This window comes from Rhodococcus sp. Leaf225, assembly GCF_001426145.1.
Taxonomy (GTDB): domain Bacteria; phylum Actinomycetota; class Actinomycetes; order Mycobacteriales; family Mycobacteriaceae; genus Rhodococcoides.
Genome location: NZ_LMRN01000009.1, coordinates 121183 through 146575 on the forward strand (window position 1 = coordinate 121183; position 25393 = coordinate 146575).

23 protein-coding genes are annotated in these 25393 nt (G+C 67.6%); 8 read left to right on the forward strand and 15 right to left on the reverse strand.

The genetic code is table 11. The annotated features are described in order from the left end of the window. The first annotated feature begins 64 nt into the window (after positions 1-64). On the forward strand, positions 65-2920 hold the full coding sequence (gene leuS / locus ASG69_RS04935; protein WP_056440874.1) for a leucine--tRNA ligase: 2856 nt from the start codon (positions 65-67) through the stop codon (positions 2918-2920). Positions 2921-2931: 11 nt separating this feature from the next. Here leuS and ASG69_RS04940 read toward each other — a convergent pair whose 3' ends face one another. The 4 genes from ASG69_RS04940 to ASG69_RS04955 form a co-directional block, all read right to left on the reverse strand. Then, a complete protein-coding gene (locus ASG69_RS04940; protein ID WP_056440880.1) occupies positions 2932-3726 on the reverse strand; it encodes a DNA/RNA non-specific endonuclease in 795 nt (264 codons plus the stop codon). 141 nt (positions 3727-3867) lie between these two features. Next, positions 3868-5373 (reverse strand): tripartite tricarboxylate transporter permease, encoded by a 1506-nt coding sequence (locus ASG69_RS04945; RefSeq protein ID WP_027505981.1) that lies wholly within the window; start codon positions 5371-5373, stop codon positions 3868-3870. After that, positions 5373-5921, reverse strand: a complete 549-nt coding sequence (locus tag ASG69_RS04950) for a tripartite tricarboxylate transporter TctB family protein (RefSeq protein WP_056440883.1) — start codon at positions 5919-5921, stop codon at positions 5373-5375. Before ASG69_RS04950 ends, ASG69_RS04945 begins: the two co-directional genes overlap by 1 nt. After that, entirely contained in the window at positions 5918-6901 is a 984-nt protein-coding gene (locus tag ASG69_RS04955) for a Bug family tripartite tricarboxylate transporter substrate binding protein (protein WP_235578857.1), read from the reverse strand. The genes ASG69_RS04950 and ASG69_RS04955 overlap by 4 nt, the downstream gene beginning before the upstream one ends. A gap of 177 nt (positions 6902-7078) precedes the next feature. Between ASG69_RS04955 and ASG69_RS04960 the strand changes: the two genes are divergently transcribed. Next, a complete protein-coding gene (locus ASG69_RS04960; protein ID WP_027505984.1) occupies positions 7079-7465 on the forward strand; it encodes a universal stress protein in 387 nt (128 codons plus the stop codon). A gap of 24 nt (positions 7466-7489) precedes the next feature. On the opposite strand, the gene ASG69_RS04965 is transcribed toward ASG69_RS04960, so the two are convergent. Together ASG69_RS04965 and ASG69_RS04970 are read right to left on the reverse strand one after the other, a co-directional pair. Then, entirely contained in the window at positions 7490-8161 is a 672-nt protein-coding gene (locus tag ASG69_RS04965) for an SDR family oxidoreductase (protein WP_027505985.1), read from the reverse strand. A 9-nt stretch (positions 8162-8170) separates the two neighbouring features. Then, a complete protein-coding gene (locus ASG69_RS04970) occupies positions 8171-8629 on the reverse strand; it encodes a MarR family winged helix-turn-helix transcriptional regulator (RefSeq protein WP_027505986.1) in 459 nt (152 codons plus the stop codon). Positions 8630-8728: 99 nt separating this feature from the next. Here ASG69_RS04970 and ASG69_RS04975 point away from each other — a divergent pair, with 99 nt between their 5' ends. The 3 genes from ASG69_RS04975 to ASG69_RS04985 are packed head-to-tail and all read left to right on the forward strand — an operon-like array spanning position 8729 to position 10693. Continuing rightward, the gene (locus ASG69_RS04975; RefSeq protein ID WP_027505987.1) at positions 8729-9235 is read left to right on the forward strand and encodes a VOC family protein; all 507 of its coding nucleotides are present in this window, start codon (positions 8729-8731) and stop codon (positions 9233-9235) included. A gap of 45 nt (positions 9236-9280) precedes the next feature. Further along, the gene (gene wrbA / locus ASG69_RS04980; protein ID WP_027505988.1) at positions 9281-9880 is read left to right on the forward strand and encodes an NAD(P)H:quinone oxidoreductase; all 600 of its coding nucleotides are present in this window, start codon (positions 9281-9283) and stop codon (positions 9878-9880) included. 30 nt (positions 9881-9910) lie between these two features. Beyond that, positions 9911-10693: a pirin family protein gene (locus ASG69_RS04985; protein ID WP_027505989.1), complete on the forward strand. Its 783-nt coding sequence runs from the start codon at positions 9911-9913 to the stop codon at positions 10691-10693. Between the two features lie 14 nt (positions 10694-10707). Here ASG69_RS04985 and ASG69_RS04990 read toward each other — a convergent pair whose 3' ends face one another. Both ASG69_RS04990 and ASG69_RS04995 read right to left on the reverse strand, forming a co-directional pair. Continuing rightward, a complete protein-coding gene (locus ASG69_RS04990; RefSeq protein ID WP_056440890.1) occupies positions 10708-12138 on the reverse strand; it encodes an amino acid permease in 1431 nt (476 codons plus the stop codon). A 23-nt stretch (positions 12139-12161) separates the two neighbouring features. Further along, positions 12162-13103, reverse strand: coding sequence for a universal stress protein (locus ASG69_RS04995; protein WP_156380437.1), 942 nt, complete (start codon positions 13101-13103; stop codon positions 12162-12164). Positions 13104-13236: 133 nt separating this feature from the next. Between ASG69_RS04995 and ggh the strand changes: the two genes are divergently transcribed. Further along, entirely contained in the window at positions 13237-14574 is a 1338-nt protein-coding gene (gene ggh / locus ASG69_RS05000; protein WP_056442140.1) for a glucosylglycerate hydrolase, read from the forward strand. 27 nt (positions 14575-14601) lie between these two features. Here ggh and ASG69_RS05005 read toward each other — a convergent pair whose 3' ends face one another. Continuing rightward, positions 14602-16656, reverse strand: a complete 2055-nt coding sequence (locus ASG69_RS05005; protein WP_056440896.1) for a PhoX family protein — start codon at positions 16654-16656, stop codon at positions 14602-14604. Positions 16657-16809: 153 nt separating this feature from the next. Between ASG69_RS05005 and ASG69_RS05010 the strand changes: the two genes are divergently transcribed. Further along, positions 16810-17640 carry an alpha/beta fold hydrolase gene (locus ASG69_RS05010; RefSeq protein ID WP_056440899.1) on the forward strand — a complete coding sequence of 277 codons (831 nt, stop codon included), beginning with the start codon at positions 16810-16812 and terminating at the stop codon, positions 17638-17640. Between the two features lie 46 nt (positions 17641-17686). On the opposite strand, the gene fdhA is transcribed toward ASG69_RS05010, so the two are convergent. From fdhA to ASG69_RS05025, 3 genes are all read right to left on the reverse strand, one after another. After that, complete coding sequence (gene fdhA / locus ASG69_RS05015; protein ID WP_056440903.1) at positions 17687-18907, reverse strand: formaldehyde dehydrogenase, glutathione-independent; 1221 nt, start codon at positions 18905-18907, stop codon at positions 17687-17689. A gap of 112 nt (positions 18908-19019) precedes the next feature. Then, the gene (locus ASG69_RS05020) at positions 19020-19775 is read right to left on the reverse strand and encodes an amino acid ABC transporter ATP-binding protein (protein WP_056440906.1); all 756 of its coding nucleotides are present in this window, start codon (positions 19773-19775) and stop codon (positions 19020-19022) included. A 3-nt stretch (positions 19776-19778) separates the two neighbouring features. Further along, complete coding sequence (locus tag ASG69_RS05025) at positions 19779-21602, reverse strand: ABC transporter substrate-binding protein/permease (RefSeq protein ID WP_037185965.1); 1824 nt, start codon at positions 21600-21602, stop codon at positions 19779-19781. A 190-nt stretch (positions 21603-21792) separates the two neighbouring features. On the opposite strand from ASG69_RS05025, the gene ASG69_RS05030 reads away from it, so the two are divergent. Continuing rightward, complete coding sequence (locus ASG69_RS05030) at positions 21793-23157, forward strand: ammonium transporter (protein ID WP_027505997.1); 1365 nt, start codon at positions 21793-21795, stop codon at positions 23155-23157. A gap of 3 nt (positions 23158-23160) precedes the next feature. Here the strand turns inward: ASG69_RS05030 and ASG69_RS05035 are convergent, their stop codons facing one another. From ASG69_RS05035 to ASG69_RS05045, 3 genes are read right to left on the reverse strand one after another with little or no spacing between them, the layout of a single operon-like run. After that, entirely contained in the window at positions 23161-23928 is a 768-nt protein-coding gene (locus ASG69_RS05035; RefSeq protein ID WP_027505998.1) for an LLM class F420-dependent oxidoreductase, read from the reverse strand. Between the two features lie 52 nt (positions 23929-23980). Beyond that, on the reverse strand, positions 23981-24499 hold the full coding sequence (locus ASG69_RS05040) for a TIGR04338 family metallohydrolase (protein ID WP_056440909.1): 519 nt from the start codon (positions 24497-24499) through the stop codon (positions 23981-23983). Further along, positions 24496-25311, reverse strand: a complete 816-nt coding sequence (locus tag ASG69_RS05045; protein WP_056440912.1) for a DUF2786 domain-containing protein — start codon at positions 25309-25311, stop codon at positions 24496-24498. The genes ASG69_RS05040 and ASG69_RS05045 overlap by 4 nt, the downstream gene beginning before the upstream one ends. Between the last annotated feature and the right edge of the window lie 82 nt (positions 25312-25393).

Below are 25393 nucleotides of genomic sequence, written 5' to 3' on the forward strand. Positions count from 1 at the left end.
GCACCACTTTACGGCGTCGTGGCCGGGCGTCCGCGTGCGGATCGTCACGCTTTACGCTGGTCGGGTGAGTGAACACGGCGACATCTCCCCCGACACGACCCCCGGCCACCGCTACACGGCGGATCTGGCGGGTTCCCTCGAGTCGCGCTGGCAGGAGCGGTGGGCCGCCGAGGGGACGTTCGACGCACCCAATCCGGTGGGCGAGCTCAGCACCGGCGATCCGGTTCCGACCGACAAGTTGTTCGTGCAGGACATGTTCCCGTACCCGTCCGGCAGCGGTCTGCACGTCGGCCACCCGCTCGGTTACATCGCGACGGACGTGTTCGCCCGCTACCACCGCATGCAGGGCCGCAACGTGCTGCACACGCTGGGTTACGACGCCTTCGGCCTGCCCGCCGAGCAGTACGCGGTGCAGACGGGAACGCACCCGCGCACCACCACCGAGGCGAACATCGCCAACATGCGCCGGCAGCTGGGGCGGCTGGGACTCGGTCACGACACCCGCCGCTCGCTCGCCACGACGGACGTCGACTTCTATCACTGGACGCAGTGGATCTTCCTGCAGATCTTCGATTCCTGGTACGACACCGAGGCCGGTAAAGCACGACGGATCGTCGAGCTCGAGGAGGAATTCACCTCCGGTGCTCGGACTCTGGACGACGGGCGTGCATGGGCCGATCTCTCGGTCTCCGAGCGTCGCGACGTCATCGACGGTCATCGTCTGGTCTACCAGTCCAACTCGCTGGTCAACTGGTGCCCCGGTCTGGGCACCGTGCTGGCCAACGAGGAGGTCACCGCCGACGGTCGCAGCGACCGCGGCAACTTCCCGGTGTTCCGGAAGAACCTGCGCCAGTGGATGATGCGGATCACCGCATACTCCGACCGGTTGATCGACGACCTGGATCTGCTCGATTGGCCGGACAAGGTCAAGACGATGCAGCGCAACTGGATCGGGCGCTCCCGCGGCGCCGAGGTGACGTTCGTCGCCGGTCTGCCGCACGGGTCCGGCACCGCCGACATCGACGTGTTCACCACCCGCCCCGACACGCTCTTCGGCGCCACCTACGTGGTGCTGGCACCCGAACACCCGCTGGTGGACGACATCACGGCGGCGGCATGGCCGACGGACACCGACGAGCGCTGGACGCACGGTGAGGGAACTCCCGTGCTCGCGGTCGGTGCCTACCGTCGTGCGATCGCAGCCAAGTCGGACCTCGAGCGCCAGGAGAACAAGGAGAAGACCGGTGTGTTCACCGGCGCCTTCGCCGTCAACCCCGTCAACGGCGCGTCGGTGCCGGTCTTCATCGCCGACTACGTCCTGACCGGCTACGGCACCGGTGCCATCATGGCCGTCCCGGGTCACGACCAGCGTGACTGGGAGTTCGCCACGAAGTTCGGACTGCCTGTGGTGCAGGTCATCTCGGGTGGCGCTGTCGACGAGTCCGCGTGGACCGGCGACGGCGAGCTGATCAACTCCGATTTCCTGGACGGCCTCACCGTGGACGCGGCCAAGGCGCGTGTCATCGAGCACCTCGAGTCCGAGGGCCGCGGCAGGGGCACCATCCAGTACAAGTTGCGCGACTGGCTGTTCGCCCGTCAGCGGTACTGGGGCGAGCCCTTCCCGGTGGTGTACGACGCGGACGGCAAGGCGCACCCGTTGCCGGATTCAGCTCTGCCGGTGGAACTTCCCGAGGTGGAGGACTACGCACCCGTGTCGTTCGACCCGGACGACGCGAACAGTGAGCCGTCTCCCCCGTTGGCGAAGGCGACCGACTGGGTGAACGTCGAGCTCGACCTGGGCGACGGGCTGCAGACGTACACGCGCGACACCAATGTCATGCCGCAGTGGGCCGGTAGCTCGTGGTACCAGCTGCGCTACATCGATCCGACCAACTCCGAGCAGATGTGCGCTCCGGAGAACGAGGCGTACTGGATGGGACCGCGCCCTGACGTTCACGGCGAGAACGACCCCGGCGGCCTCGACCTCTACGTCGGCGGCGTGGAACACGCTGTGCTGCACCTGCTGTACGCGCGGTTCTGGCACAAGGTGCTGTTCGATCTGGGGCACGTCAGCTCGAAGGAGCCGTACCGCCGCCTGTACAACCAGGGGTACATCCAGGCGTACGCGTTCACCGACGCGCGCGGCGTCTACGTCGCGGCCGACGAGGTGGAGGAGCGCGACGGCGGGTACTTCCACGACGGGCAACCCGTCACTCGTGAGTACGGGAAGATGGGCAAGTCCCTGAAGAACTCCGTCTCCCCCGACGAGATCTTCACCGAGTACGGCGCGGACACCCTGCGCATGTACGAGATGTCGATGGGTCCGTTGGACACGTCCCGGCCGTGGGCGACCAAGGACGTCGTCGGCGCGCACCGCTTCCTGCAGCGCGTCTGGCGTCTGGTGGTCGACGAGGAGACCGGCGCCGTCCGGACCACCGACGCGACGCCGAGCGACGCCACGCTGAAGGCTCTCAACCGGACCGTCGAGGGTGTCGACGCGGATTACGCTGCTCTGCGCGACAACACGGCCGGCGCGAAGCTCATCGAGTACACCAACCACCTCACGAAGGAGTACCCGCAGGGCGCACCTCGGGACGCCGTCGAGCCGTTGGTGCTGATGCTGGCTCCTCTCGCACCACACATCGCCGAGGAACTGTGGAACACGTTGGGACACAGCGAGTCACTGGCTCACGGTCCCTTCCCCACGGTCGACGAGAAGTGGCTCGTGGACGACACGGTGGACTACCCGATCCAGGTCAACGGCAAGGTGCGCAGTCGTATAACGGTGGCGGCCGACGCGTCCCGCGAGGACGTGCAGGCGGTGGCCCTGGCCGACGAGAAGATCGTCGCGCTTCTCGACGGCAAGGATCCGAAGAAGGTCATCGTCGTGCCGGGCAGAATGGTGAACATCGTTCTGTAGCTCGACCGACCTCACCACACCAGGTCGTCGGCTCCCTCGATCTCGCGCCATTCGACGGGCCGGACGCCGGGAACCAGGGCGAGGCGATCGGCCGCCGTCAGCTCGGCCATCGCCAGGCCGGTCGCAGCGGCGATGTCGATGATCGGCACCTGATACGTGCGGTACGCCCCGAGCGGAGGAATGTCGCGGGCCAGGACGCCGCGTTCGAGGATGGGCGCCAGCGATTCCGACTGGTCGAGCACGTAGCCGGTCGCCGCGAGCACGTCGTTCTGCCACCAGGCCGCGATCTTGAAGAAGCGCCGCGGTATCGCGACACCGCGGTACACCGGATCGTCCTCGGCGAACACGCAGCCGCTGAAGACGGAGATCGTCTGCCCGTACGTCCGCGCGTGCTCGAGCACGTAGTCCTCGAGGCCGAGCCAGAGAGTCTTGGACTGGTTCAGTGTCGCCGTCTGCGGTCCGCACACGGTGTAGTGGAAGGTGTCCTCGTTGGCCTGCTCCGCGACGTCGAGCGTGCCCCACACGGGATCGCGTCGTCGTACGAGGTGCCCACGGTCGATGTCGTTGTTCGCGTACAGCTCCGGGCCCGCCTGCGCGGTCGCCGGCAGTCGCGGATCGAGGCGCCAGTCGTCTCTGCGGTCCACCTCCTGCAACGCGCCGCCGTCGATGTTCACCGCGGTCACGGCGGCGAGGCGCCGTTCGGGGTCCATCGACACGGAGAAGTGCGTGTAGGTCAGGACGGTCAGGTCCGGCCGGGCGGGGAGCGGCAGCGGGGTGGTGGACAGGAAGGTCTCGTCGTATCCCATGCCGTCATTCAGCCACGGTGGGGTGACACGGGGGTGAACACCCACGAACCCCCCGCGAGTACGTCCTGATTGTCGTGATCAGCAGCTGGATCACGACACTGTCGACGTACTCGCGAGGGGTGAGGGGTGAAGCGGGGTGCTCTAGAAGTCCACCTTCGCCCGCGACCGCACCTTCGTCACGATGGAGAAGACCACCGCGATGACCATCAGCGTGTACAGCACGACGGTGATGCCACTGCCGACGAGGACGGAGACGTCCCCTTCACTGACGGCCAGGGCTCGTCGCAGCGAATCCTCGGCGAGCGGTCCCAGGATGACGGCGATGAGCACCGGCGCCAACGGGATCCCGAAGCGGCGCAGCATGAATCCGATGATGCCGAGTCCGAGCATGGCGATGAGGTCCACGATCGAGGCGCTCACCGCGTAGACGCCGAGCGAGGCGAACACGGTGATGCCGGCGTACAGGTAGTTCTTGGGGATCTTGAGCAGCTGCGCCCACAGTGGGGCGAACGGCAGGTTCAGGATCAGCAGGACCACCATGCCGACGAAGAGGCTGGCGAGCAGTGCCCAGACGACCTCACCGTTCCGCTCGAACAGCAACGGTCCCGGTTGGATCCCGTACTGCTGGAACGCTGCGAGCAGGATCGCTGCCGTCGCCGACGTGGGGAGCCCGAGGGCGAGAAGTGCACCCATCGCGGTACCGGCGGTGGAGTTGCCGGCGGCTTCCGGTCCGGCGACGCCGCGGATCGCGCCCTTTCCGAACATCGGGTTCTTGCTGCGTCGGTCCAAGCGGCGCTCGGTGCCGTAGGCCAGGAAGCTCGGCACCTCGGCGCCGCCGGCGGGGATGACGCCGAAGGGGACACCGAATGCGGTGCCGCGCAACCATGCAGGCATCGCTTCGCGGAACTCTGCCTTGCTCAGGAAGGGTCGACCCTTCGACGGGATCAGCGTGTTGTCGTCGGGCTTGCCGATCTTCGAGGCGATGAAGATGACCTCGCCGAGGGCGAGCATCGCGACGGTGATGACCACCACGGAGATGCCGTCGAACAGTGCGGGTACCTCGAACGTGAACCGTGATGCGCCGGAGGGTCCGTCGATACCGATGACGGCGAGTGTCAGGCCGATCAGCAGTGCGCTCAGACCCTTGAGGACGGAGTCGGACACGACTGCGGACGTCGCGATGAAGGCGAACACCGCCAGGGCGAAGTACTCCGCGGGTCCGAAGTTCGTGGCCAGGTCGGCGAGCGTCGGGGCGAAGAACACCACCAGGGTGGTAGCGATGATGCCGCCGATGAAGGCGCCGATGGCGGAGGTGGCCAACGCTTGTGGGGCGCGGCCGTTCTTCGCCATGCGGTGCCCCTCGAACGTTCCCGCGATCGCCGTGCTGTTTCCGGGGGTGTTCATGAGGATGCCGGAGATCGAGTCACCGAACAGGCCGCCGAAGTAGACGCCGGCGAACATGATGAGCGCCGAGGTGGGCTCGAGGGTGAACGTCACGGGTAGGAGCAGGGCGACAGCCATGGCCGATCCGAGACCGGGAAGGACACCCACCGCGGTGCCGAGCAGGGCGCCGACGACGACCCACACGATGTTCATGGGCGTCAGCGCGGTGCCGAAGCCGTCGATGAGATTGGAGAGTGCGTCCATCAGAACACCGCCGCGAGGATGCCGCCGGGCAGCGTGAGCCCGAGTCCACCGGAGAAGACCAGCTGGACGACGGACGACATGACCAGCGCCACACCGGCGTCGAAGACGAACCGGGTGCCGCCGAGTCCGATCGAGACGCCCCAGAACAGCAGCGCACCGGCGAGAACCCATCCCAGCGGATTCAGCAGGGCGATGAACAGGGCGATCGAGCCGACGGTGATGCCGACGGAACGCCAGTTGGACACGGTTCCGGTGTTGGGCTCGCCTGCCTCGTCGACGCCGAGGTCGACCTCGTCCGGAGTGCGCAGCAGTTGAACCGCGACGAGCACGGCGATCACGAAGCACAGTCCCGCGATGATGGCCGGGAAGACCTGCGGGCCGGGCGATGTCGCGGTGTCGGGTACGTCCATGGTGACGGTGCCGTAGATCAGGAACAGGCCGAGGGCGACGAGAAGCGCCGACACCACCAGTCCGCTCCGGCCGTGGAGGAAACCACGATCGGTATCGGGCGGCGTTTCCGCCCGCGTGGTCGAAACACTCTCACTCATACCAGGCCCAACTCTCGGAGGATGTCGGTGATGCGGGTCTGTTCGACCTCGAGGAAGTCACCGAAGTCGTCCCCGGTGACGAAGGACGGCTTCCACCGGTTGCGCTCGATGGCGGTGTCCCACTGTTCGGTCTCCTGCATCTCGGTGACGATCTCGATCAACGTCTGCCTGTCGGTGTCCGAGATGCCGGGAGGTGCGACGAATCCGCGCCAGTTGACCAGGTCGACGTCGTACCCGAGTTCCTTGAACGTCGGGGTGTCGATCCCGTCGACGGGCTCGGGTGCCGCCACCGCGAGGGCGCGGACGTTCCCGGATTCGATCTGGTCGCGGAAGTCGTTGTATCCGCTGACGGCGATGCCGACGGTGTTGGACAACAGCGAGGTCAGCACCTCACCACCGCCGGAGAACGCGATGTAGTTGATCGCTGCCGGATCGATGTCGACCTGCTGTGCCAGCTGGCCGGAGACGATGTGGTCGATACCGCCGAGCGAGCCGCCGCCGATGGGGAGACCGCCGGGGTTGGCCCGCCATGCGGCGATGAAGTCCTCGAGGTTCTGGTACGGCGAGTCTCGCGGTACGACGAAGACCTCGAAGTCCTCGGCCATCTTGGCGATGGGCACGGTGTCCTGCAGGGTGATGTCGGAATCGTTGATCGCGATACCGCCGAGCATGACCGTGCCGGTCACCATGACCGTGGTCGACTGGCCCGTGAGATTCTCGAGCTGACTGAGCCCGATGGTCCCGCCGGCTCCGGGGACGTTCACCACCTGGGCGTTGTTCACGATGCCGTCGGAACGGAGTGCTTGCTGCGACTCACGCGCCACCAGGTCCCATCCACCTCCCGCGGCGGCGGGAGCGATCAGGGTCAACTTGGCGCGGGCGTCGGATCCGCTGGCGCTGCCGGCCGCGTCGATGCCGGCGACGGCGACGACGGCGACGACAGCGAGCGTGCCGAGCGCGCGCTTCACTGTGATCTGCATGGGCACGACAACTCAGGAGTGGTTTCGGTCACATCAGGAGGCTAGGTTCTGGATGTCCGAATAGTCCAGGGAATCCGAGTTGTGGCCATAGTGTGCACGGACGAATACCGCGAAACGTACGTCGCCGCGACGGAATCTCGGTGAACCTGGAGTCTCCCCGATGTGAAAGGCACCGTCATGACCGTTGCAGTAGCGATGAATTCGACACCCGAAGGCCGTGAGGCGCTCGTGCAGGGACAGGCGGAGGCGACGCTGAGGGGAACCGATCTCGTCGTCCTGTCGGTGATCGACGCCGATTCGGTCACCACCGCCCACCGGGACGCAGCCGAGGCGCAGGCACGTCAGGTGCTGGGAGAGAACTCCTTCACGGTGCGCGTCGAACCCGACGGCGGCGATCCGGCGGGGGCTCTCGTCGATCTGGTCTCGGATGTCGGTGCCACGCTGGTGATCATCGGATCACGTCGCCGAAGCGCGGTCGGAAAGTTCCTGACCGGCAGCACGGTTCAGCGCGTGTTGCTCGACAGTCCGGTCCCCGTGCTCGTGGTCAAGGCGAACGAGCACTGAGTCACGCTCGCCCCTGATCCCCGATCACCGTGTGCGCAGGACGATCTCGGTGGGATGCGCATCGGCAGGGGTGTCCACGGCCTGGCGGACGGCGCGGGCGACGGTCTCGACGGTGAGGTACTTCGAGGCGTCGTACTCGTCGCCCTCGCCCGCGACGATCGCGCGCTGCATGTCGGTGTCGATGCGCCCCGGGTGGACGGACGTCACGCGCAGGGTCGGCTCCTCGAGGCGCAGTGCGTCGCCGAAGGCCCGCAGCGCGAACTTGCTCGCGGCGTAGGCACTCCACCCCGGGTTGGCCCTGATGCCGGCGCCCGAGTTGATCAACACGACGTGGCCGCCGGCTGCTCGGAGCGCGGGCAGCAGGAGGCGGGTGAGCTCGGCCACCGCGAAGACGTTGGCCTCGAACGTGTGTCGCCAGTCCGCGAGCGTCAGCGTCTCCACCGTGCCGAGGTCGGCGACGCCCGCGTTGTGCACCAGGACGTCGAGGCTCGTGATGTCCGCGGTGGCCGCGGCGAGAGCGTCCGCATCGGTGAGGTCGACGGGCCACGGCCGCGCGCTGATCAGTTCGTCGGAGATGCCCGCGACGGAGTCGGCCGTCGATCCCCCGACCCAGACGTCGTGATCGGCGGACAACAGGCGAGCGATTCCCGCTCCCAGTCCGCGGGCGGCTCCGGTGACGAGTGCTGTGCGTGGCATACAGCGAGGCTATCCGGCGCCCTTCTGGATGTGCGTCCGCATGTCCGAGTACGCCCTCGCGAAGGTCGCGACGTCGTCGTCGGTGAGGACGTCGAACATCGACGCCCGGACGGCGCCGACATGGCCGGGGCTCGACGCCGCGAGCTTGTCCATACCCGCGTCGGTGAGTTCCGCGAGCATCCCCCGACGGTCGTCCTCGCACTCGACGCGGACGACCCAACCGGCGTCGACGAGTCGGGTGATCGCCCGGGTGACGCCACTGCGGGTGGTGGTCACCGCATCGGCCAGGTCGCGCATCCGCATCTGTCGGCCGGGTGCCTCCGAGAGCACGACGAGCAGCTCGAAGTCGGTGAAGGAGATCCCGGAATCGCGCGTGAGCTGCCGATCGAGCGTCTGCATCAGCAGACGCGTCGCGTCGAGGTACGAGCGCCAGGCGCGCTGCTCGTCCTCGGTCAGCCACTGAGTCATGACACGAGTCTACCCAAGTAGTTGACAGCGCAACCATAAGCGGTACTGTTCTCGGTAGTTGACAACGCAACGATTCGATCGAAGGCGGAGACGATGAGCATGACAGCCGACGAGCAGCAGCGCTCGGACGAGTTCGAGGCCCGGCGCGACCGACTGCGGGGCCTGCACCTGCAGCCTGCAGAATCCCGCCCGACGTCCTCGGCGCGCGGACTGCACCACACCGCGCTGATCAGCAGCGACGTCGAGCAGACCATCCTGTTCTACCAGGGTGTGCTCGAGTTCCCACTGACCGAGTTGATCGAGAACCGCGACTACCCCGGCTCGTCGCACTTCTTCTTCGACATCGGGAACAGCAACCTCCTCGCCTTCTTCGACTTCCCCGGCCTCGACGTCGGCCCCTATGAGGAGGTGCTCGGCGGACTGCATCACGTGGCCATCAGCGTGGAACCCGACCGCTGGGAACACCTGCGCACCAAGCTGACGGATGCGGGCGTCGAGCTCACGGAGCACAGTGGAGTCTCGATCTACTTCCGTGATCCCGACGGTGCACGCCTCGAACTCATCGCCGACCCGCTCGGCGAGATGTACGGCCACCACGTTCTCTGAGTCCGAATCACCCCCGAACCACGTCCCACTTCCGAAAGGTCACTCATGACGAAGCTCGCGATCCTCTACTACTCCTCCACCGGCCACGGCACCACGATGGCGGCCGAGCTCGAGAAGGCCGCTCAGGCGGCCGGCGCCGAGGTGCGCGTCCGGCACATCGCCGAGACCCGTGACCCGGCGACCTTCGCCGAGAACCCCGCCTGGACTGCCAACTACGAGGCCACCAAGGATCTGCCGGCCGCCACCGGTGACGACATCGTGTGGGCCGACGGCGTCATCTTCGGCTCGCCGACCCGTTTCGGCAGCGTTGCGTCCCCGTTCCAGACCTTCTTCGACACGCTCGGTGGCCTGTGGGCCCAGGGCAAGCTCGCTGACAAGGCCTACGCCGCGTTCACCTCGAGCCAGACGGCCCACGGCGGCCAGGAGACGACCATCGTCAACCTGTACACCTCGCTCATGCACTTCGGCGGCATCCTCGTTCCCCCCGGCTACACCGACGGACTGAAGTTCGCCGACGGCAACCCCTACGGCGTCGGCCACGTCACCGGACCCGACAACCAGAACGAACTGGACGACGCGACCCGCGCCGCCCTCGGACATCTCGCCACCCGCGTCGTCACCATCGCGGGCAAGCTCGCTCGGTAGTCTCACTTCCCATCCCGAGAAGGGACCCCCATGACGACCTCCACCGCACCCGAACTCGACGTCCGTCGCGCCGACGACCGGCCGGCCACGAACATCGGCTGGCTCGACTCGCACCATTCGTTCTCGTTCGGACATCACTACGATCCCGACAACACCCACCACGGGGTGCTGATGGTGAACAACGACGACATCGTGGACGCGGGTACCGGTTTCGACACGCACCCGCACCGGGACATGGAGATCGTCACGTGGGTCCTGCAGGGATCCCTCGTGCACCAGGACTCCATCGGGCACAACGGGCTCATCTACCCGGGGCTCGCCCAGCGGATGAGCGCCGGCACGGGAATCCTGCACTCGGAGAAGAACGACTCGTGGCGTCTCGCGTCGACGGAGAACCCGTCGCAGAAGCATCGGGACCCGGTGCACTTCGTGCAGATGTGGGTCGTGCCCGACGAGGCCGGCATCACCCCCGGGTACGAGCAGCTCGAGATCGACGACGAACTGCTCTCGGGCGGGCTGGTTCCGGTCGCGTCGGGAATGGACGCCTACAAGGACCACTCGGCGATCCGCATCAAGAACAAGTACGCCGCGATGCACGTCGCACGGTTGCGTTCCGACACCCCGGCTCAGGACCTCCCGGATGCTCCGTTCCTGCACGTCTTCGTCGCCCGCGGCGAGGCCTCGCTCGAGGGCGTGGGCCTGCTGCGCGAGGGTGACGCGGTCCGCATCAAGGGCGGTGGCGGACAGACACTGTCGACGACGTCCGCAGCCGAGGTCATCGTCTGGGAGATGCACGCCACCATCGGTCGCTGACCGTCACGGTTCGATCAGCCCTGGAGCCTGTTCGGCTCCAGGGCCGATCGCCGTCGCGAGTAGGTGAAGTAGAGCACCGACGTGGCCGCCAGCCAGACCGCGAAGAGGATCCACGTCTGGATGTGCAGGGTGCTGATGAGGTACAGGCATGCGCAGATCGACAGGATCGGGAGCACCGGGTACAGCGGGACCTTGAAGCCGCGCTCGATGTTCGGCTCGCGGCGGCGCAGGATGATCACTCCGGCGGAGACGACGATGAAGGCCACGAGCGTGCCCATCGACACCAGGTCCGCCAGGAAGTCCAGTGGCAGGAAACCCGCGAGCAGGGACACGAAGAACGCCACGATGATCGTGTTCTTCACCGGTGCGAGGCTGCGAGGGTTCACCTGCGAGAACACCTTCGGGATCAGACCGTCGCGGCTCATCGCGAACAGGATCCGAGTCTGCCCGTAGAGGGTGACCAGCGTGACCGAGAAGATCGAGACGACGGCGCCCGCCGACAGCACGATCGACGGCCAGCTCGATCCTGTGACGTACTGAAGGATCTCGGCGAGACCGGCCTCCTGGCCCTCGAACTCGGTGTACTTCTGCGCGCCGATCGCCGACATCGTCACCAACAGGTAGATCAGCGTGACCACCACCAGCGCGCTGATGAGCGCGATGGGCAGCGTGCGCTTGGGATTGTGCACCTCCTCGCCGGCCGTCGACACCGCGTCGAGTCCGATGAACGAGAAGAAGATCAGGCCGGACGCCGCACCGACACCGGCGACTCCGAACGGGGCGAACGGTTCCAGATTCTCGAGACTGAATCCCGTGAAACCGACGATGGCGAACATCGCGAGGATGCCGATCTTGATGACGACCATGACGGCGTTCGCACGAGCGGACTCACTCGTTCCGCGGATCAGCAACACGGCGCACAGCGCGACGAGAACGATGGCGGGCAGGTTGACGCCGAAGCCGGCGCCGTCCCCGGGTGCATGCGACAGCACGTCCGGAATGCGTAGTCCGACAGTACGATCCAACAGGTCGTTGAGATACTGGGACCACAGCACCGACACCGCGGCCGTCGACACGCCGTACTCGAGGATGAGGCAGGCGCCGACGAGGATCGCGACGAACTCGCCGATGGTGGTGTACGTGTAGGTGTAGGTCGACCCGGAGGCCGGGATCGACGACGCCAGCTCGGCGTAGCAGAGCGCCGTCAGGCCGGCCGTGACGGCGGCGATGACGAACGAGAAGATGACCGCGGGACCCGCCACCGGGACGGCGGACGAGAAGATGAAGAAGATGCCGGTGCCCACGGTCGAGCCGACGCCGATGCACGTCAGCTGGAACGTGGTGATCGACCGCTTCAGCCGACCTTCGCCCGTCGTTTCCAGGGCCGCGATGTCGCTGATCGACCTGCGCCGCAGCAGTCCCGAACCGTTGCTCGGATCGCTCATGTTTCCTCCACTATCGGCGTGGTTCACCGAGCGAATCGGCTTCCACGGGGAACGACCAGAATCGGAACAGGGCTGTGCCGCAGAATCTTCGACGCGGTGGATCCGAGGAACACCCGGGCGAGAGGTCCGAGGCGGGACGAACCGAGCACCAGCAGGTCCTCGGGCCCCAGCTCGACCGAGTCCACCACGTGCTGCCAGTCCCCGCCGGAACCCACCGCGCACGTAGGGGACAGGGCCGGGTAGGCGGACGTGACGTCCGACGCCGCGGAGTGCAGCATCTCGGTGGCCTGCTCGCGCCACTGCGACGTCACCAGATCCTCCGCGTCGTAGCCACCGAAGGGGGGATACGTCGTCGAGCGTCGTGGTGCGAACGCCACCAGGCGCAGCGCGATGTTCCAGCGCACCGCGAGAGCCGCCGCGGAGTACAGCGCATCCTTGGCTTCCGGGGTCCCGGTGTAGGCGCAGGAGATGCGGGCGACGGCGTCGGTGCGGCGGCGCGCGCCGCGCGGCGCCAGTGCCAGCGGAACAGCCGACGAGTGCAGCAGCGTCTCGCTCGTGCTCCCCGGCGTGAAGCGATCGTCGGGACCGTCGGAGCTCCCCAGCACCACCAGGTCGGCATGGTGAGTGGCCGCCGCCGCGGTGAGTGCGGCCGACTCGGCGGCGTTCTCGGCGAAGAAGGCGGAGGGCGATCCCAGATCGGCCGGAGTGAGCAGGTCCGCCATCGCCGCATCGGCCCGAGCGGCCGCATCCGTGCCGCGCTCCTCGAGCCAGCGTCGGTACTCCGCGTCCACGTGCGCCATCGACGGGAACGGCCACGTCCGCGGCAGGACGGTGCACGTGCGGACCGTCATCGCGCCGCCCGCGGCCCGAGCGGTGGTCGCCATGCGCGCGGCCAGACCCAGCGCATCGTGACCGGAGTCGTCCGGCAGCCACCCGACCAGCGCGGACATCGACGCGGTCGACACACCCACCACCCCCGACCAGTTGCCCCGGCGCGTTCGACGCCGATGGCTCAGTATGCGACCGACGCGCCGGGCCCGCACCCCGACTCACCGGCGCGTCCTGCAGGATCGCGCCGTCCGACGGATGATGTCTCCCATGGCCGCCCCCGGATTCACCCCGACTCAGCTCGCGGCACGGGCCGCCTATCTCCTGCGCGGCAACGATCTGGGCACCATGACCAGCGCGGCTCCGCGTCTGTACCCACACATGTGGAGCTGGGACGCCGCCTTCGTGTCGGTCGGGCTCGCCCCGTTGAGTGTCGAGCGGGCCGTCGTCGAGCTCGACACCCTGTTGTCCGCGCAGTGGTCCAACGGCATGATCCCGCACATCGTCTTCGCCAGCGGTGTCGACGGATACTTTCCCGGGCCCGCCCGCTGGCAGGTGAACGAACTCGCCGCGCACGCACCCGTCGGCGTCCACACCTCGGGCATCACGCAGCCCCCCGTGCACGCGATCGCCGTGCAGCGCATTCTCGATCACGCCCGTCGACGTGGGCGGACCACGCGGCAGGTCGCCGGTGAGTTCCTCGATCGGCGATGGCCGGATCTGGTGCGGTGGCACCGCTGGCTGGCACACGCACGCGATCAGAACCACACGGGGCGCATCACGCTGTACCACGGGTGGGAATCGGGCATGGACAACTCGCCGCGCTGGGACGCGGCGTACGGGAAGGTGATTCCGGGGGCGGTGCCGCCGTACATCCGGGAGGACACGTCCATCGTCACCGACTCGTCGCAGCGCCCGAGCAACATCGAGTACGACCGCTATCTCTGGCTGCTCGAGGAGATGAAACTCGCCCGGTACGACGATCTCGCGCTGAACAGTGCCATGAGCTTCGCGGTGGAGGACGTGTTCGTCAGCGCGATCTTCGCCGTCGCCTGTGACGTGCTGGCCACCATCGGCGAGGACCATTCCCGGCCTCATGCGGACGTGCGGGACCTGCGCGCCTGGGCCGACCGGTTCCGGAGCGGCGTCGTCGCCACCACCGACGCGCGTTCCGGCGCGGCTCGGGATCGCGACGTGCGGTCCGGGGAGTGGATCAAGACCGACACGATGGCGATGTTCGCGCCGCTGCTGTGCGGTGGGTTGCCTCGTGACACCGAGCGGGCGCTGCTGCGACTCTTCGAGGGTCCGCGCTTCTGCGGGCACCCGGACTTCAAGTACGCCGTTCCCCCGTCGACGTCGCCGATCTCGCGGGACTTCCGACCTCGCGAGTACTGGCGCGGTCCCGTGTGGCCGGTGGTGACGTGGCTGTTCTCGTGGGCCTTCGCTCGACGTGGGTGGTCGGAGCGGTCGGCGATGTTGCGCGAGGAGGGGCTGCGGCAGGCCAGCGACGGCAGCTTCGCCGAATACTACGAGCCGTTCACCGGAGAGCCGTTGGGAAGCATGCAGCAATCGTGGACCGCGGCCAGCGTGCTCGACTGGCTGGGCTGACCGCGGTCCACGACGGCAGGGAGAAGGTCAGACCTTCCACACCGCGACGACCGACGGACGGGGCTGCGAGTCGCCACCGTCGGGCCAGTGCGAGGCGGGGGCGTCGGCACTGGCGTCGTCCTCCTCGCCCGGGTGCTGCACGCTCACGACGACACGCTGCTCCTGCACGATCGGACCGCAGGTCTCGGCGCCATTCGGCACGGTGAGGAACTGCTTCGTCTGGCCGCGGCGGTCACCGTCGAGAACCACCGAGAACAGGCCGTCGTTGGAGTCGAGGGCGTTGCCGTCCGTCGACACCCACAGGTTGCCGTCGGCGTCGAACGCCAGGTTGTCCGGGCACGAGATCGGGCTGACCTGCGACTTGTCGAAGCCACCGAAGTAGGTGTCGGCGGCTGCGGGATCGCCACAGACGAGCAGAAGGTTCCACGTGAAACTGGTCCCGGCGTGGTCGTCGTCGAGCTCGAGGACCTGGCCGTTCTTGTTCTTGTCCCGCGGATTCGCCTCGTCGGCGGCGGCCTTGCCCTCGGTGCCTCGGTTCGAGTTGTTGGTCAGCGCCACGTACACCTTGCCGGTGACGGGGTTCGGCTCGAAGTCCTCCGGCCGGTCCATCTTGGTGGCGCCGACCTTGTCACCGGCGAGGCGCGTGAAGACGGCGACCTCCTCGGCGGACATGCCGTCGACCAGGGACTCGCCGCGGCCGTCCTCGCCGGTACGCAACAACGGGATCCATTCGCCCTTGCCGGCGAACTGTCCCGTCGTCGGGAGCTTTCCGGAGCCGTCGATCTGGTCGGGCGCGTCACCGGAGAGCGTCGCGACGTAGAGGGTTCCGGCGTCGAGAAGCGTCACGTTGGACCGCAGTGCCGCAGCGCCGGTGCCCTGCATCATCTTCCGGCTGGAGACGAACTTGTACATGTAGTCGAAACGCTCGTCGTCACCGCTGTAGGCGACCACGGTGCCGTCGTCGGTCACGTGGATGGTCGCGGCCTCGTGCTTGAACCGGCCGAGCGCCGTGTGCTTGATCGGCGCTGCGGTGGGATCCCACGGGTTCACCTCGACGACCCAGCCGAAGCGATTCACCTCGTTCGGCTCCTGCGCCAGATCGAAGCGCTTGTCGAATCGCTCCCACTTGCGCTCGGACGCAGCACCTTCCACGCCGTAGCGCGCCAGACGCTCGGCGACCACGGGGTCGGTCACACTCTCGGCGTTGGCGAAGTACTGGTTGATGTTCTCCTCGCCGGACAACACGGTGCCCCACGGGGTGACGCCACCGGAGCAGTTGTTGAACGTGCCGAACACCCTGGTGCCGGTGGGATCGGCGGAGGTCTTGAGGAAGTCACTGCCGGCCGCGGGTCCGGTGAGGACGAACTCGGTCGATCCGGTGATGCGACGGTTGTAGCGGCCCATCTGCGGGGTGAGCTTGCCCGAGCCGTTCTCACCGGCCACCTGGACCACCGAGAGACCATGGGCGGCAAGGCCGATGGCGACCTGCTCCGCGGTGGGGTTCTCCGCGTCGTACCCCTTGAAGAGGAACGGTTCCGTCGTGTACTCGTGGTTGACCACCAGCAGGTACTCGGTGGACGACCCGTCGATCGGCAGCAGACCCGCGAAGTCGTTGTTGAATCCGAACTGCTTCTCCTGGGCCGCCGAGGTCTGGTTGTCGAACTCGAAGGCAGGCGCACCCTCGACCACCGGGTCGCCCCACCGGATGACGACGGCCTGCTCGTAGCCCTCCGGGACGACGACCGCGTCCTCGGTGTTGGGCGCGACGGCGGCGAAGTCGAGTCCACGCGGCTCCGGGGTCGGGGTGGCCGACGCGGTGGTGGCCGTGCCCGAGTCCTCTGTGCCGCACGCGGCGAGGGCGCTGGTGGCGCCGACGGCCAGCACGGCCATCGCACTACCGCGCAGGATGCCGCGGCGCGTCATCGCCGTCTTGACGATGTCGCCGAAGTACTCGCTCGACGACGTGTTGGGCACCTCGTGGAAGCAGGCGTCGCCGCACTTGTACTTGCACGTCAGCGACGACCGCGAGGAGCTGCCGTCGTGCTGATGGGAGACGATCAGGGGAAGCGGAATCGTGGTCACCGGTCGACCGTAGAAGTGCCGGGCAAAAGGCAAAGGGAAGGTAAGCAACTCCCCGGGTGCAGGAAGGTGAACGGTGGGCGAACGTGTGTCGTCGGGGCACGCTCCGGGTAGACCGAGAGCGACGCGGAGACACCGCGACGAAGGAGGCACGACATGCCGATGCTCTCGGTGGGAGTCGAGAACGACGCCCCGATCGACCTGCACTACCAGGACCGAGGCGAGGGCGCGCCGGTGGTGTTGATCCACGGCTGGCCGCTCAACGAGCGGTCGTGGGAGCCCCAGATCGTCGCACTGCTCGACGCGGGCCACCGCGTCGTCACGTACGACCGGCGTGGATTCGGCAGCTCGTCGCAGCCCGAGTCCGGTTACGACTACGACACGTTCGCCGCGGACCTGTCGGTCCTGCTGGAGACGCTCGACCTGCGGGACGTGACGCTGGTGGGTTTCTCCATGGGCGGCGGCGAGGTGGTGCGCTACCTCGCGAAGTACGGCAGCGACCGCATCGCGAAGGCGGTGCTCGCCGGTGCTGTTCCCCCGTACCTCTACAAGTCCGAGGACAACCCCGACGGCGGCTTGGACGACGAGACGATCGCGGGTTTCGAGAACGGCGTCGAGGAGGACCGCAACGCCTTCCTCGACGGCTTCGCCACCAACTTCTTCAGCGCGAACGGCGAGCTGAAGGTCTCGGAGGAGGATCGTCAGTACGCGGTGGACATGGCGGCCGAAGCGTCGACACCGGCGATCCTCGGGTGCATCGAGGCGTTCGCGCGCACCGACTTCCGTGAGGACATGCCGAAGATCGACGTCCCCACCCTCGTCATCCACGGCGACGCGGACGCCATCGTTCCGTTCGAGGTGAGCGGTAAGCGCTCACACGAGGCGATCGCGAACAGCACTCTGGTACTCGTCGAGGGCGGCCCGCACGGGTTCAACACCTCGCACCCGGATCGGTTCAACCAGGAACTGCTCGCGTTCCTGGGCTGACGCGCACTCGCGAGGTGGGCGCGACAGCCCACCTCGCGAGAGTCGGTCAGGCCGCGCCGAGGAGCCCGTGGGGGTCGAGCACGAACTTCGTGGCCTCACCGGAGTCGAAGTCGGCGTAGCCCTGCGGAGCCTGCTCGAGTGAGATAGCGCGTGCGTTGACGGCCTTCGCGATCTGCACGCGATCGTGCAGGATCGCCATCATCAGGCCGCGGTGGTACTGCATCGTCGGGCACTGTCCGGTGGCGAAGGACAACGACTTGGCCCACCCGGTGCCGAGGCTCAGCGACAACGCGCCGACCTTGGCGGCTTCGTCGGATGCGCCGGGATCGCCGGTGACGTACAACCCCGGAATTCCGAGCGAACCACCCGCCGTCGTGATGTCCATCAGCGAATTCAGCACGGTGGCCGGCGCTTCCGTCGCCGACCCGTCACCGTGACCGCGTGCCTCGAAACCGACGGCGTCGACGCCGCAGTCGACTTCCGGTACCCCGAGCAGCTGCTCGATCTGATCCTTCGGATCGCCCTTGCTGACGTCGACGGTCTCGCAACCGAAGCTTCGTGCCTGCGCGAGCCGGCTCTCGTTGAGGTCGCCCACGATGACGACGGCGGCGCCGAGCAGTTGCGCACTGGCTGCGGCGGCGAGCCCGACCGGACCGGCGCCGGCGATGTAGACCGTCGATCCGACGCCCACTCCGGCGGTGACGCAGCCGTGGAAGCCGGTGGGGAAGATGTCCGACAGCATCGTCAGGTCGAGGATCTTCTCCATGGCCTGGTCTCGGTTCGGGAACTTCAACAGGTTCCAGTCCGCGTACGGCACCATGACGTATTCGGCCTGGCCGCCGACCCAGCCGCCCATGTCGACGTAGCCGTAGGCGGCGCCGGGACGATCAGGATTGACGTTCAGGCAGATGCCGGTCTTGCGTTCCTTGCAGTTCTTGCAGCGACCGCACGCGATGTTGAACGGCACCGAGCACAGATCACCCTGCTTGATGAACTCCACGTCGCGGCCCACCTCGATGACCTCGCCCGTGATCTCGTGCCCGAGCACCAGGCCCTCGGGTGCCGTCGTGCGGCCGCGAACCATGTGCTGATCGCTGCCGCAGATGTTGGTGGACACCACCTTCAGGATCACTCCGTGCGGGCACTCGCGGCCCACACTCGCCGGGTTCACGCCGGGCCCGTCTTGCAAGGTGAAGCTGGGGAAGTCGATGTCGACGACCTCGACCTTCCCGGCTCCGGCGTAGGCGACGGCTCTGTTGTCGGCCATGTTTTCAGCTCCCGTTCGAGGTAGAGCGCCGACATTCTCGAGTGCGAATGTCGGCATCTCTCTCGACCGTACGCGGGATGCTGTGCGCCGCGTCACATTCGCGGCTCGGGGATCAGAGCACTTCGGACAGGAACCTCTGCAGTCGCTCGGTCTGCGGGTCGTCGAACAGCGCTGCGGGCGGGCCCACCTCGACGGCGCTGCCGTGGTCCATGAACAGCACGCGGTCGGACACCGAGCGGGCGAAGCCCATCTCGTGCGTGACGACGACCATCGTCATGCCGCCGGTCGCGAGGTCCGCCATGAGGGCGAGCACGCCCTTGACGAGCTCCGGGTCGAGGGCGGACGTGGCCTCGTCGAAGAACATCACCTGCGGTTCCATGGCGAGTGCTCGCGCGATGGCCACGCGCTGCTGCTGACCGCCGGAGAGGTTGCCCGGGCGCGAGCCCGCTTTCTCCTTCAGGCCCACCTTGTCGAGCTGGGCGAGTGCGGCGGCGTGTGCGTCGTCCTTGCTCAGTCCCTTCAACTTCCACGGACCGAGCGCGACGTTGTCGAGGACGGTGCGGTGCGGGAACAGGTTGAACTGCTGGAACACCATGCCGATGCGCTGGCGCAGCGCGTCGGGATCGTCCTTCAGCACCGAGCGTCCGTCGAGCAGGATGTCGCCCTGCTCGGGCTCGTGCAGTCGGTTGAGCACACGCAGGAGCGTGGACTTGCCCGACCCGGACGGTCCGATGACCGTGGTGGTGGCTCCTGCGGCGACGTCGATGTCGACGCCCCGTAGGACCTTGTTGGTGCCGAAGGACAGGTGCAGGTCACGGCCGGCGAGTGAGACGCCGGTCAACGGCTCGGTCGAGGGTGCGGTGGTCATGTGTCAGCCTCTTTCCACGACGATGGCCTGCTCGACCGGGTCGAGTGTCTGCTCGGCCTTGCCGACGCGCAGACGCTTGTCGATGTAGTTGACCAGGTGGGTCAGCGGGACGGTCATCGCGAGATAGACGAGTCCGGCCGCCACCAGGGGTGACAGGTTTCCGGTCTGCGCGTTGAGGTCTCGGCCGACGGCGAACAGTTCGCGCTGCGTCGCCAGCAGACCCAGGAAGTAGATCAGCGACGAGTCCTTGATCAGCGAGATGAACTGGTTGACGAGTGCGGGAAGCACGCGCCGGACACCCTGCGGCACCACGACCAGGCGCATCGAGCGTCGGTAGCTGAACCCGAGAGCACGCGCTGCCTCGATCTGCCCCTTCTCGACGCTCTGGATGCCGGATCGGAAGATTTCGCCGATGTACGCGGCCGCGAGCAGCGACAACGCCACCGCACCGAGCCAGTACGGGTTGTTGCCGGTGAGCCCACTGACGACGGGTCCGATGCCGAGACCGATGACGAGGATGATCACGACGGCGGGCAGTCCGCGGAAGATGTCGGTGTAGACGCGTGCCGGCCAGCGCAGCCAGCGGGTGCGGGACAGGCCCGCCAGTGCGAGCAGCATGCCGAGAACCGTGCCGATGATGCCCGATGCCAGCGCCAGGATCAGTGTGTTCGGCAGGCCGGTCTTCAGCAGGTCCGGCAGCGCCTGCTTGTAGAGGTTCCAGTCGAAGAACGTGTCGCCGAGCTGCTCGAACGTCGACTTCGGTGCGACGGCCTGCGCGGCGGGAGCGTTCGCGTCGTTCTCGGCGGCGATGGCCGCGAAGTCGGGAAGCTCGGGCTGCGGCGCTGCCTTGCTACCGGGCTTGAATCCTTCCGGGAGTTCGCGCGGCACCCAGTCGGAGTACAGCTGGGCCCAGGTCCCGTCCTCGATGATCGCGTCGAGGCCGGAGTTCAACGCGTCGATCAGCGGCTGGTTGTCCCGCGCGACGGCCCACCCGACGAAGTTGTTGAGGCTGAACGTGTTCTGCGTGATCGCGGTCCCGTCCTCCGGCTTCACCAGGCCCTCGGCCTGCTGCGACGGTGCGACCCAGGCGTCGATCTGTCCGGTGCGGAGATTTGCGTACGCGGTGTTGTAGTCGGGGAACTTCACCGGGTCCAGGCCCAGGGTGTTGACGACGTAGTCGTCCTGCACCGTTCCCTGCACGACGCCGATACGGGTGTCCGGCCCCAGGTTCTCGAAGGCGGTGATCGGTCCGCCGGCCTTCGCGACCAGGGAGAAGTAGCCGAAATCGTAGCCGTTGGTGAAGCCGACCGTGTTGCGCCGCTCGTCGGTGGTGGTGATGGACGACGACCCGACGTCGAAGCGTCGGCCGGCGACCTGCGCGAGCAGACCCGAGAACTCGGTGCCCGAGAAGTTGATCTGCAGGCCGAGCTTCGCGGCGACGGCCTTCAGCAGCTCGTTGTCGTAGCCGGTGTAGGTGCCGGAGCCGTCGACGCAGATGCTCGGCGGCGCGTCGGAGAGCGTGCCGACGGTGAGCTGGCCGGGCGTGATCAGTCCGAGCTGCGAGGTGTCGATGCGATCGAGCGGCGTGACCGACGGCGTCGTGTACCGATCCTCGGTCGCGGCGGCGGCCGCGGCGTCGAAGTTGGTCGGCGTGGACGACGCGCTGTCCACACCGGGAGGTGAGCACAGTTCGGTCGGTGCCGCGGCAGCGGACGAGGAGCCGTCCGACGAGCCGCCGTCCGAGGTGCCGCAGGACGCGAGGAGGACGGCGAGGAGAAGTGTGGAGACGAGGACGATGAGTTTCCGTCCCACGCGGTGCGCAAGCATGAGATGAACACTAGGGCTCACGTGCCGGGATCACCGAAACGTCGAACGCGCAATGGTTGTGCTCAGTGATCTGTTGCCGGTGATCGCCGTGGGGACCGCTCCGACCAGGGGTCTAGTCTCCGTCGGGGCGCACGTCACCGACTATCCAGGACGCCTGGAGGGTGTGCGCCGGGGGACGGAAGGTGTTCGTATGTACTCCAGTCTCGAGTACCCGCTGACGGGCGCTCCGGATGCCGGCAACACGGCGTGGGTTCTGGCCAGTGCCGCGATGGTGCTGTTGATGACTCCGGGGCTCGCGTTCTTCTACGGCGGCATGGTGCGCGTGAAGAGCGTGCTGAACATGATGATGATGAGCCTGTCGGCCATCGGGGTCGTGTGGGTCCTGTGGGTCCTGTTCGGATACTCGATGGTGTTCGGCGACGACAGCGTCGGTGGGTGGATCGGGGACCCGACGCAGTTCGCCGGCCTCACCTCGTTGATCGGCGGCAGCTTCGGAGCCGGGGGCGGCGCGGTCGAGATCCCGCTGGTGGGAACCGTTCCGGCGCTCGCCTTTGTGGCCTTCCAGGCAGGCTTCGCGATGGTCACCGTGGCGCTCGTGTCCGGCGCCGTCGCCGACCGGATGCGTTTCATGCCGTGGGTGATCTTCGCCGGCCTCTGGGCGACACTCGTCTACTTCCCCGTCGCACACTGGGTGTTCGCGTTCGACGGTGTCACCGCGGAGACCGGGGGCTGGATCGCCAACCAGCTGAAGGCCATCGACTTCGCCGGGGGCACCGCGGTGGAGATCAATGCCGGCGCGGCCGGACTGGCGCTCGCCCTGGTCGTCGGCAAGCGTCGTGGGTGGCCCCGCGAGGCGATGCGGCCGCACAACCTGCCCGCCGTCATGGTGGGTGCCGGGCTGCTGTGGTTCGGCTGGTTCGGCTTCAACGCCGGATCGTCGCTCGCGGCGGACGGCGTCGCCGCGGTCGCGTTGGTCAACACGATGGGCGCGGGCGCGATGTCGATGGTGGCGTGGCTGGTGGTCGAGAAGATCCGCGACGGGAAGGCCACATCCTTCGGCGCGGCGTCGGGTGTCGTCGCCGGTCTGGTGGCCATCACGCCGTCGTGCACGGCCGTCACCCCGATCGGCGCTCTGGGCGTCGGCGCTGCCGCCGGTGTCGCCTGCGCCCTGGCGATCGGCCTCAAGTACCGCTTCCGGTACGACGACTCGCTCGACGTGGTCGGAGTGCACCTGGTCGGTGGCATCGTCGGCACGCTCATGATCGGCCTCCTCGCGAGCAGCGACATGCCGCCCGGTGTCGACGGCCTGTTCTACGGCGGCGGCGTCACGCAGCTGGGTCGACAGGTGGTCGCCGTCGTCGTCGTTCTCGCCTATGCGTTCCTGGTCACCGCGGCCATCGCCACGGTGCTGAAGCTGACCATCGGGATCAGAGCGGATCCGCAGCACGAGACGGACGGCATCGACGAACACGAGCATGCCGAGTCCGCGTACGAGTTCGCCTCCTCGCACGGCGGACACGGCAGCTCGGGGCTGTTCGGAAAGCAGTCCGGCTGACTGTCAACCCTGGTGCGACCGCGCCCAGGAGATCGCGCCGGTCAGCTCGGTGAGGTCGTAGTCGGGGCCGTTGACGCCGACGGTGAAGAGGGTGGCTCCGGCGTCGACGAAGGCCTGCGCGTCGTCCGCGCCCGGCCACGCCACCGATCGCTCGATCTGCGACACGTCGCGGCCGACGGTCTCACCGTGTCCGGCCAGGACCTCGGACTTGTGCTTCAGCGCGTCCAGGTCGGCGAAGCTGTGCCAGACGTCGGCGTAGCGGGCGACCATCTTGAGCGTCTTCTTCTCACCGCCGCCGCCGATGAGAATCGGGATGTGGCGAGTGGGCGCCGGATTGCCGACGGCGAGACGCGAGGTGATGCGGGCGAGACTCTCGTCGAGCAGTGCCAGGCGTGAGCCGGCGGTGCCGAAGTCGTAGCCGAAGTTGTCGTAGTCCTTCTGGTTCCACCCGGCGCCGATGCCCAGGATCAGCCGTCCTCCACTGATGTGGTCCACGGTGCGCGCCATGTCGGCCAGCAGGTCGGGATTGCGGTAGCCGCCGCCGGTGACGAGCGCGCCGATCTCGACGTTCGAGGTCTGCTCGGCCCAGGCGCCCAGCATCGTCCAGCACTCGAAGTGGGCGCCGTCGAGGTCGCCGTACAACGGGTAGAAGTGATCCCAGTTGAAGACGATGTCCACGCCGGCGTCCTCGGACCGCAACACCGCGTCGCGGATGAGGCCGTAATCGGGGGCGTGTTGGGGCTGAAGCTGAACTCCGATGCGAACGGACATGTGTGATCCTTCGGTGAGTGCGCTGGCTGTCGCTTCCATGGTGCCCGGCCTGTCAACCGATGCGCACTCCACACGAGTGCATCGTCGCGCGGAGGACGAAACCTGCCTCGGCGCCGATGATCTCCGAGACCAGGGTGAGATAGCGATCGACGAACGCGCCGCCGTGGGCCGGTTCGGGGTGGTCGTCCGGATCGCCGGGTTCCAGATGGTGCGCGATCTCGTGCAGCACCACCATCTCGCGCAGGGCCCAGGCGCGTCCCCGTACGTGGAGTGGGACAGCGATGGTGGCGGTGTCGACCTCGTAGTGCGCGGCGCCCGCGCCCGAGCGGGCCCGGACCCGTACCGGGACGGCCGCGCGTGGCCACTCGCTGCGCACCCAGTCCAGAGCGGTGACGCCGTCGACGTAGGTCTGGACCGAGTCGAGCGAGGCGAAGCGCCGCTCGATCGGCAGGGTGACCGTGGACCCGAGGATCTCGACGGTGCGCAGGCCCCGTTCGTCCGCGCGGTCGAACATGGTGCGGACCTGATGCTCGGCGTCGTAGACGCGGGAGCGCTGGCTGTCGCGGGTCACCGTTCGAGTTGTCCTCGGGGGCCGCCGATCTCGCTCTGATTGCCCAGGCGTGCACGTCGACCGGCGTGGTCTCCGGCTCGCCGAGCCTCCGACGAGTACGAGCGACCCGAGCTGCCGCGCCAGGTACCCCGGGCGGTGGAAGCGGACCGGTAGAAGTCGCGCAGCTCGATCTCCTTGTCACGCAACACCAGTGCGGTGCCGGCCTCGGGAGCTTCCGTGGCGACCGCCTCGGCCTCGGCCTCCTTCTTGACGGCGGCCAGGCGCTCGCCGACCCGGTGCGCGAACGCGGTCTGGAACTCGATCCTGGCAGTGACGCCGGCGAGCGGCGCCCGCTCGACCGTGCGATAGCGCCGGCGTCCTCGGACGACGGTGACCTCACGGTCCACGGTGGCGTCCCGGTACGCACCCGACGAGATGTACGTGTCGCTCGCGCGCACCATCTGCACGAGCAGGCTCGCGTACAGGGCCTCGCACGTGTCGATGTCGCTCTCGAACCCGTACGCGAAGACCTGCGTCGACGACTGCGCCACGTCGCACTGCACGTCGTTCGCGCGGGCGATGGCCACGAACAGCAGGACGTAGGTGCGCAGGCCCTTCTTGCCGTGCTCCCCGATGTGGACGACGCGCTGCACCGGCGTCGCCCGCTTCTCGCGCGAGGCGGTGTGCGAGCGTGCCACGGCCAGATCGACCGAGGCGGCGGTCGCGAGACGCTGTGCGGCCTCCATGAACGCCTCGGCCTCGTGGGGATTGTCCGTGGACTCGGCCTGACGCAGAAGCCCACCGATGCGGGCCACCATCCTGTCTGAACTCACGGGCCGAGAGTACGCCCGGACCAGCCGTGAGCCGGGCCCACCGAGCGTCCCCGGGGACGGCCGTCCACAGGCGCTCGCAGGG

Coding starts and splice junctions, on each gene's coding strand:
- ASG69_RS04965 (WP_027505985.1), bottom strand. CDS start 8,161: ATGCCACGCACAGCACTCGTCACCGGAGCCGCCCGCGGACTGGGAGCG.
- wrbA (WP_027505988.1), top strand. CDS start 9,281: ATGACGAAGCTCGCGATCCTCTACTACTCCTCCACCGGCCACGGCACC.
- ASG69_RS04940 (WP_056440880.1), bottom strand. CDS start 3,726: ATGGGATACGACGAGACCTTCCTGTCCACCACCCCGCTGCCGCTCCCC.
- ASG69_RS04985 (WP_027505989.1), top strand. CDS start 9,911: ATGACGACCTCCACCGCACCCGAACTCGACGTCCGTCGCGCCGACGAC.
- ggh (WP_056442140.1), top strand. CDS start 13,237: ATGGCCGCCCCCGGATTCACCCCGACTCAGCTCGCGGCACGGGCCGCC.
- ASG69_RS05030 (WP_027505997.1), top strand. CDS start 21,793: ATGTACTCCAGTCTCGAGTACCCGCTGACGGGCGCTCCGGATGCCGGC.
- ASG69_RS04975 (WP_027505987.1), top strand. CDS start 8,729: ATGACAGCCGACGAGCAGCAGCGCTCGGACGAGTTCGAGGCCCGGCGC.
- ASG69_RS04960 (WP_027505984.1), top strand. CDS start 7,079: ATGACCGTTGCAGTAGCGATGAATTCGACACCCGAAGGCCGTGAGGCG.
- ASG69_RS05010 (WP_056440899.1), top strand. CDS start 16,810: ATGCCGATGCTCTCGGTGGGAGTCGAGAACGACGCCCCGATCGACCTG.
- fdhA (WP_056440903.1), bottom strand. CDS start 18,907: ATGGCCGACAACAGAGCCGTCGCCTACGCCGGAGCCGGGAAGGTCGAG.
- ASG69_RS04955 (WP_235578857.1), bottom strand. CDS start 6,901: ATGCAGATCACAGTGAAGCGCGCGCTCGGCACGCTCGCTGTCGTCGCC.
- ASG69_RS04990 (WP_056440890.1), bottom strand. CDS start 12,138: ATGAGCGATCCGAGCAACGGTTCGGGACTGCTGCGGCGCAGGTCGATC.
- ASG69_RS04945 (WP_027505981.1), bottom strand. CDS start 5,373: ATGGACGCACTCTCCAATCTCATCGACGGCTTCGGCACCGCGCTGACG.
- ASG69_RS05035 (WP_027505998.1), bottom strand. CDS start 23,928: ATGTCCGTTCGCATCGGAGTTCAGCTTCAGCCCCAACACGCCCCCGAT.
- ASG69_RS04970 (WP_027505986.1), bottom strand. CDS start 8,629: ATGACTCAGTGGCTGACCGAGGACGAGCAGCGCGCCTGGCGCTCGTAC.
- ASG69_RS05020 (WP_056440906.1), bottom strand. CDS start 19,775: ATGACCACCGCACCCTCGACCGAGCCGTTGACCGGCGTCTCACTCGCC.
- ASG69_RS04950 (WP_056440883.1), bottom strand. CDS start 5,921: ATGAGTGAGAGTGTTTCGACCACGCGGGCGGAAACGCCGCCCGATACC.
- ASG69_RS05025 (WP_037185965.1), bottom strand. CDS start 21,602: ATGCTTGCGCACCGCGTGGGACGGAAACTCATCGTCCTCGTCTCCACA.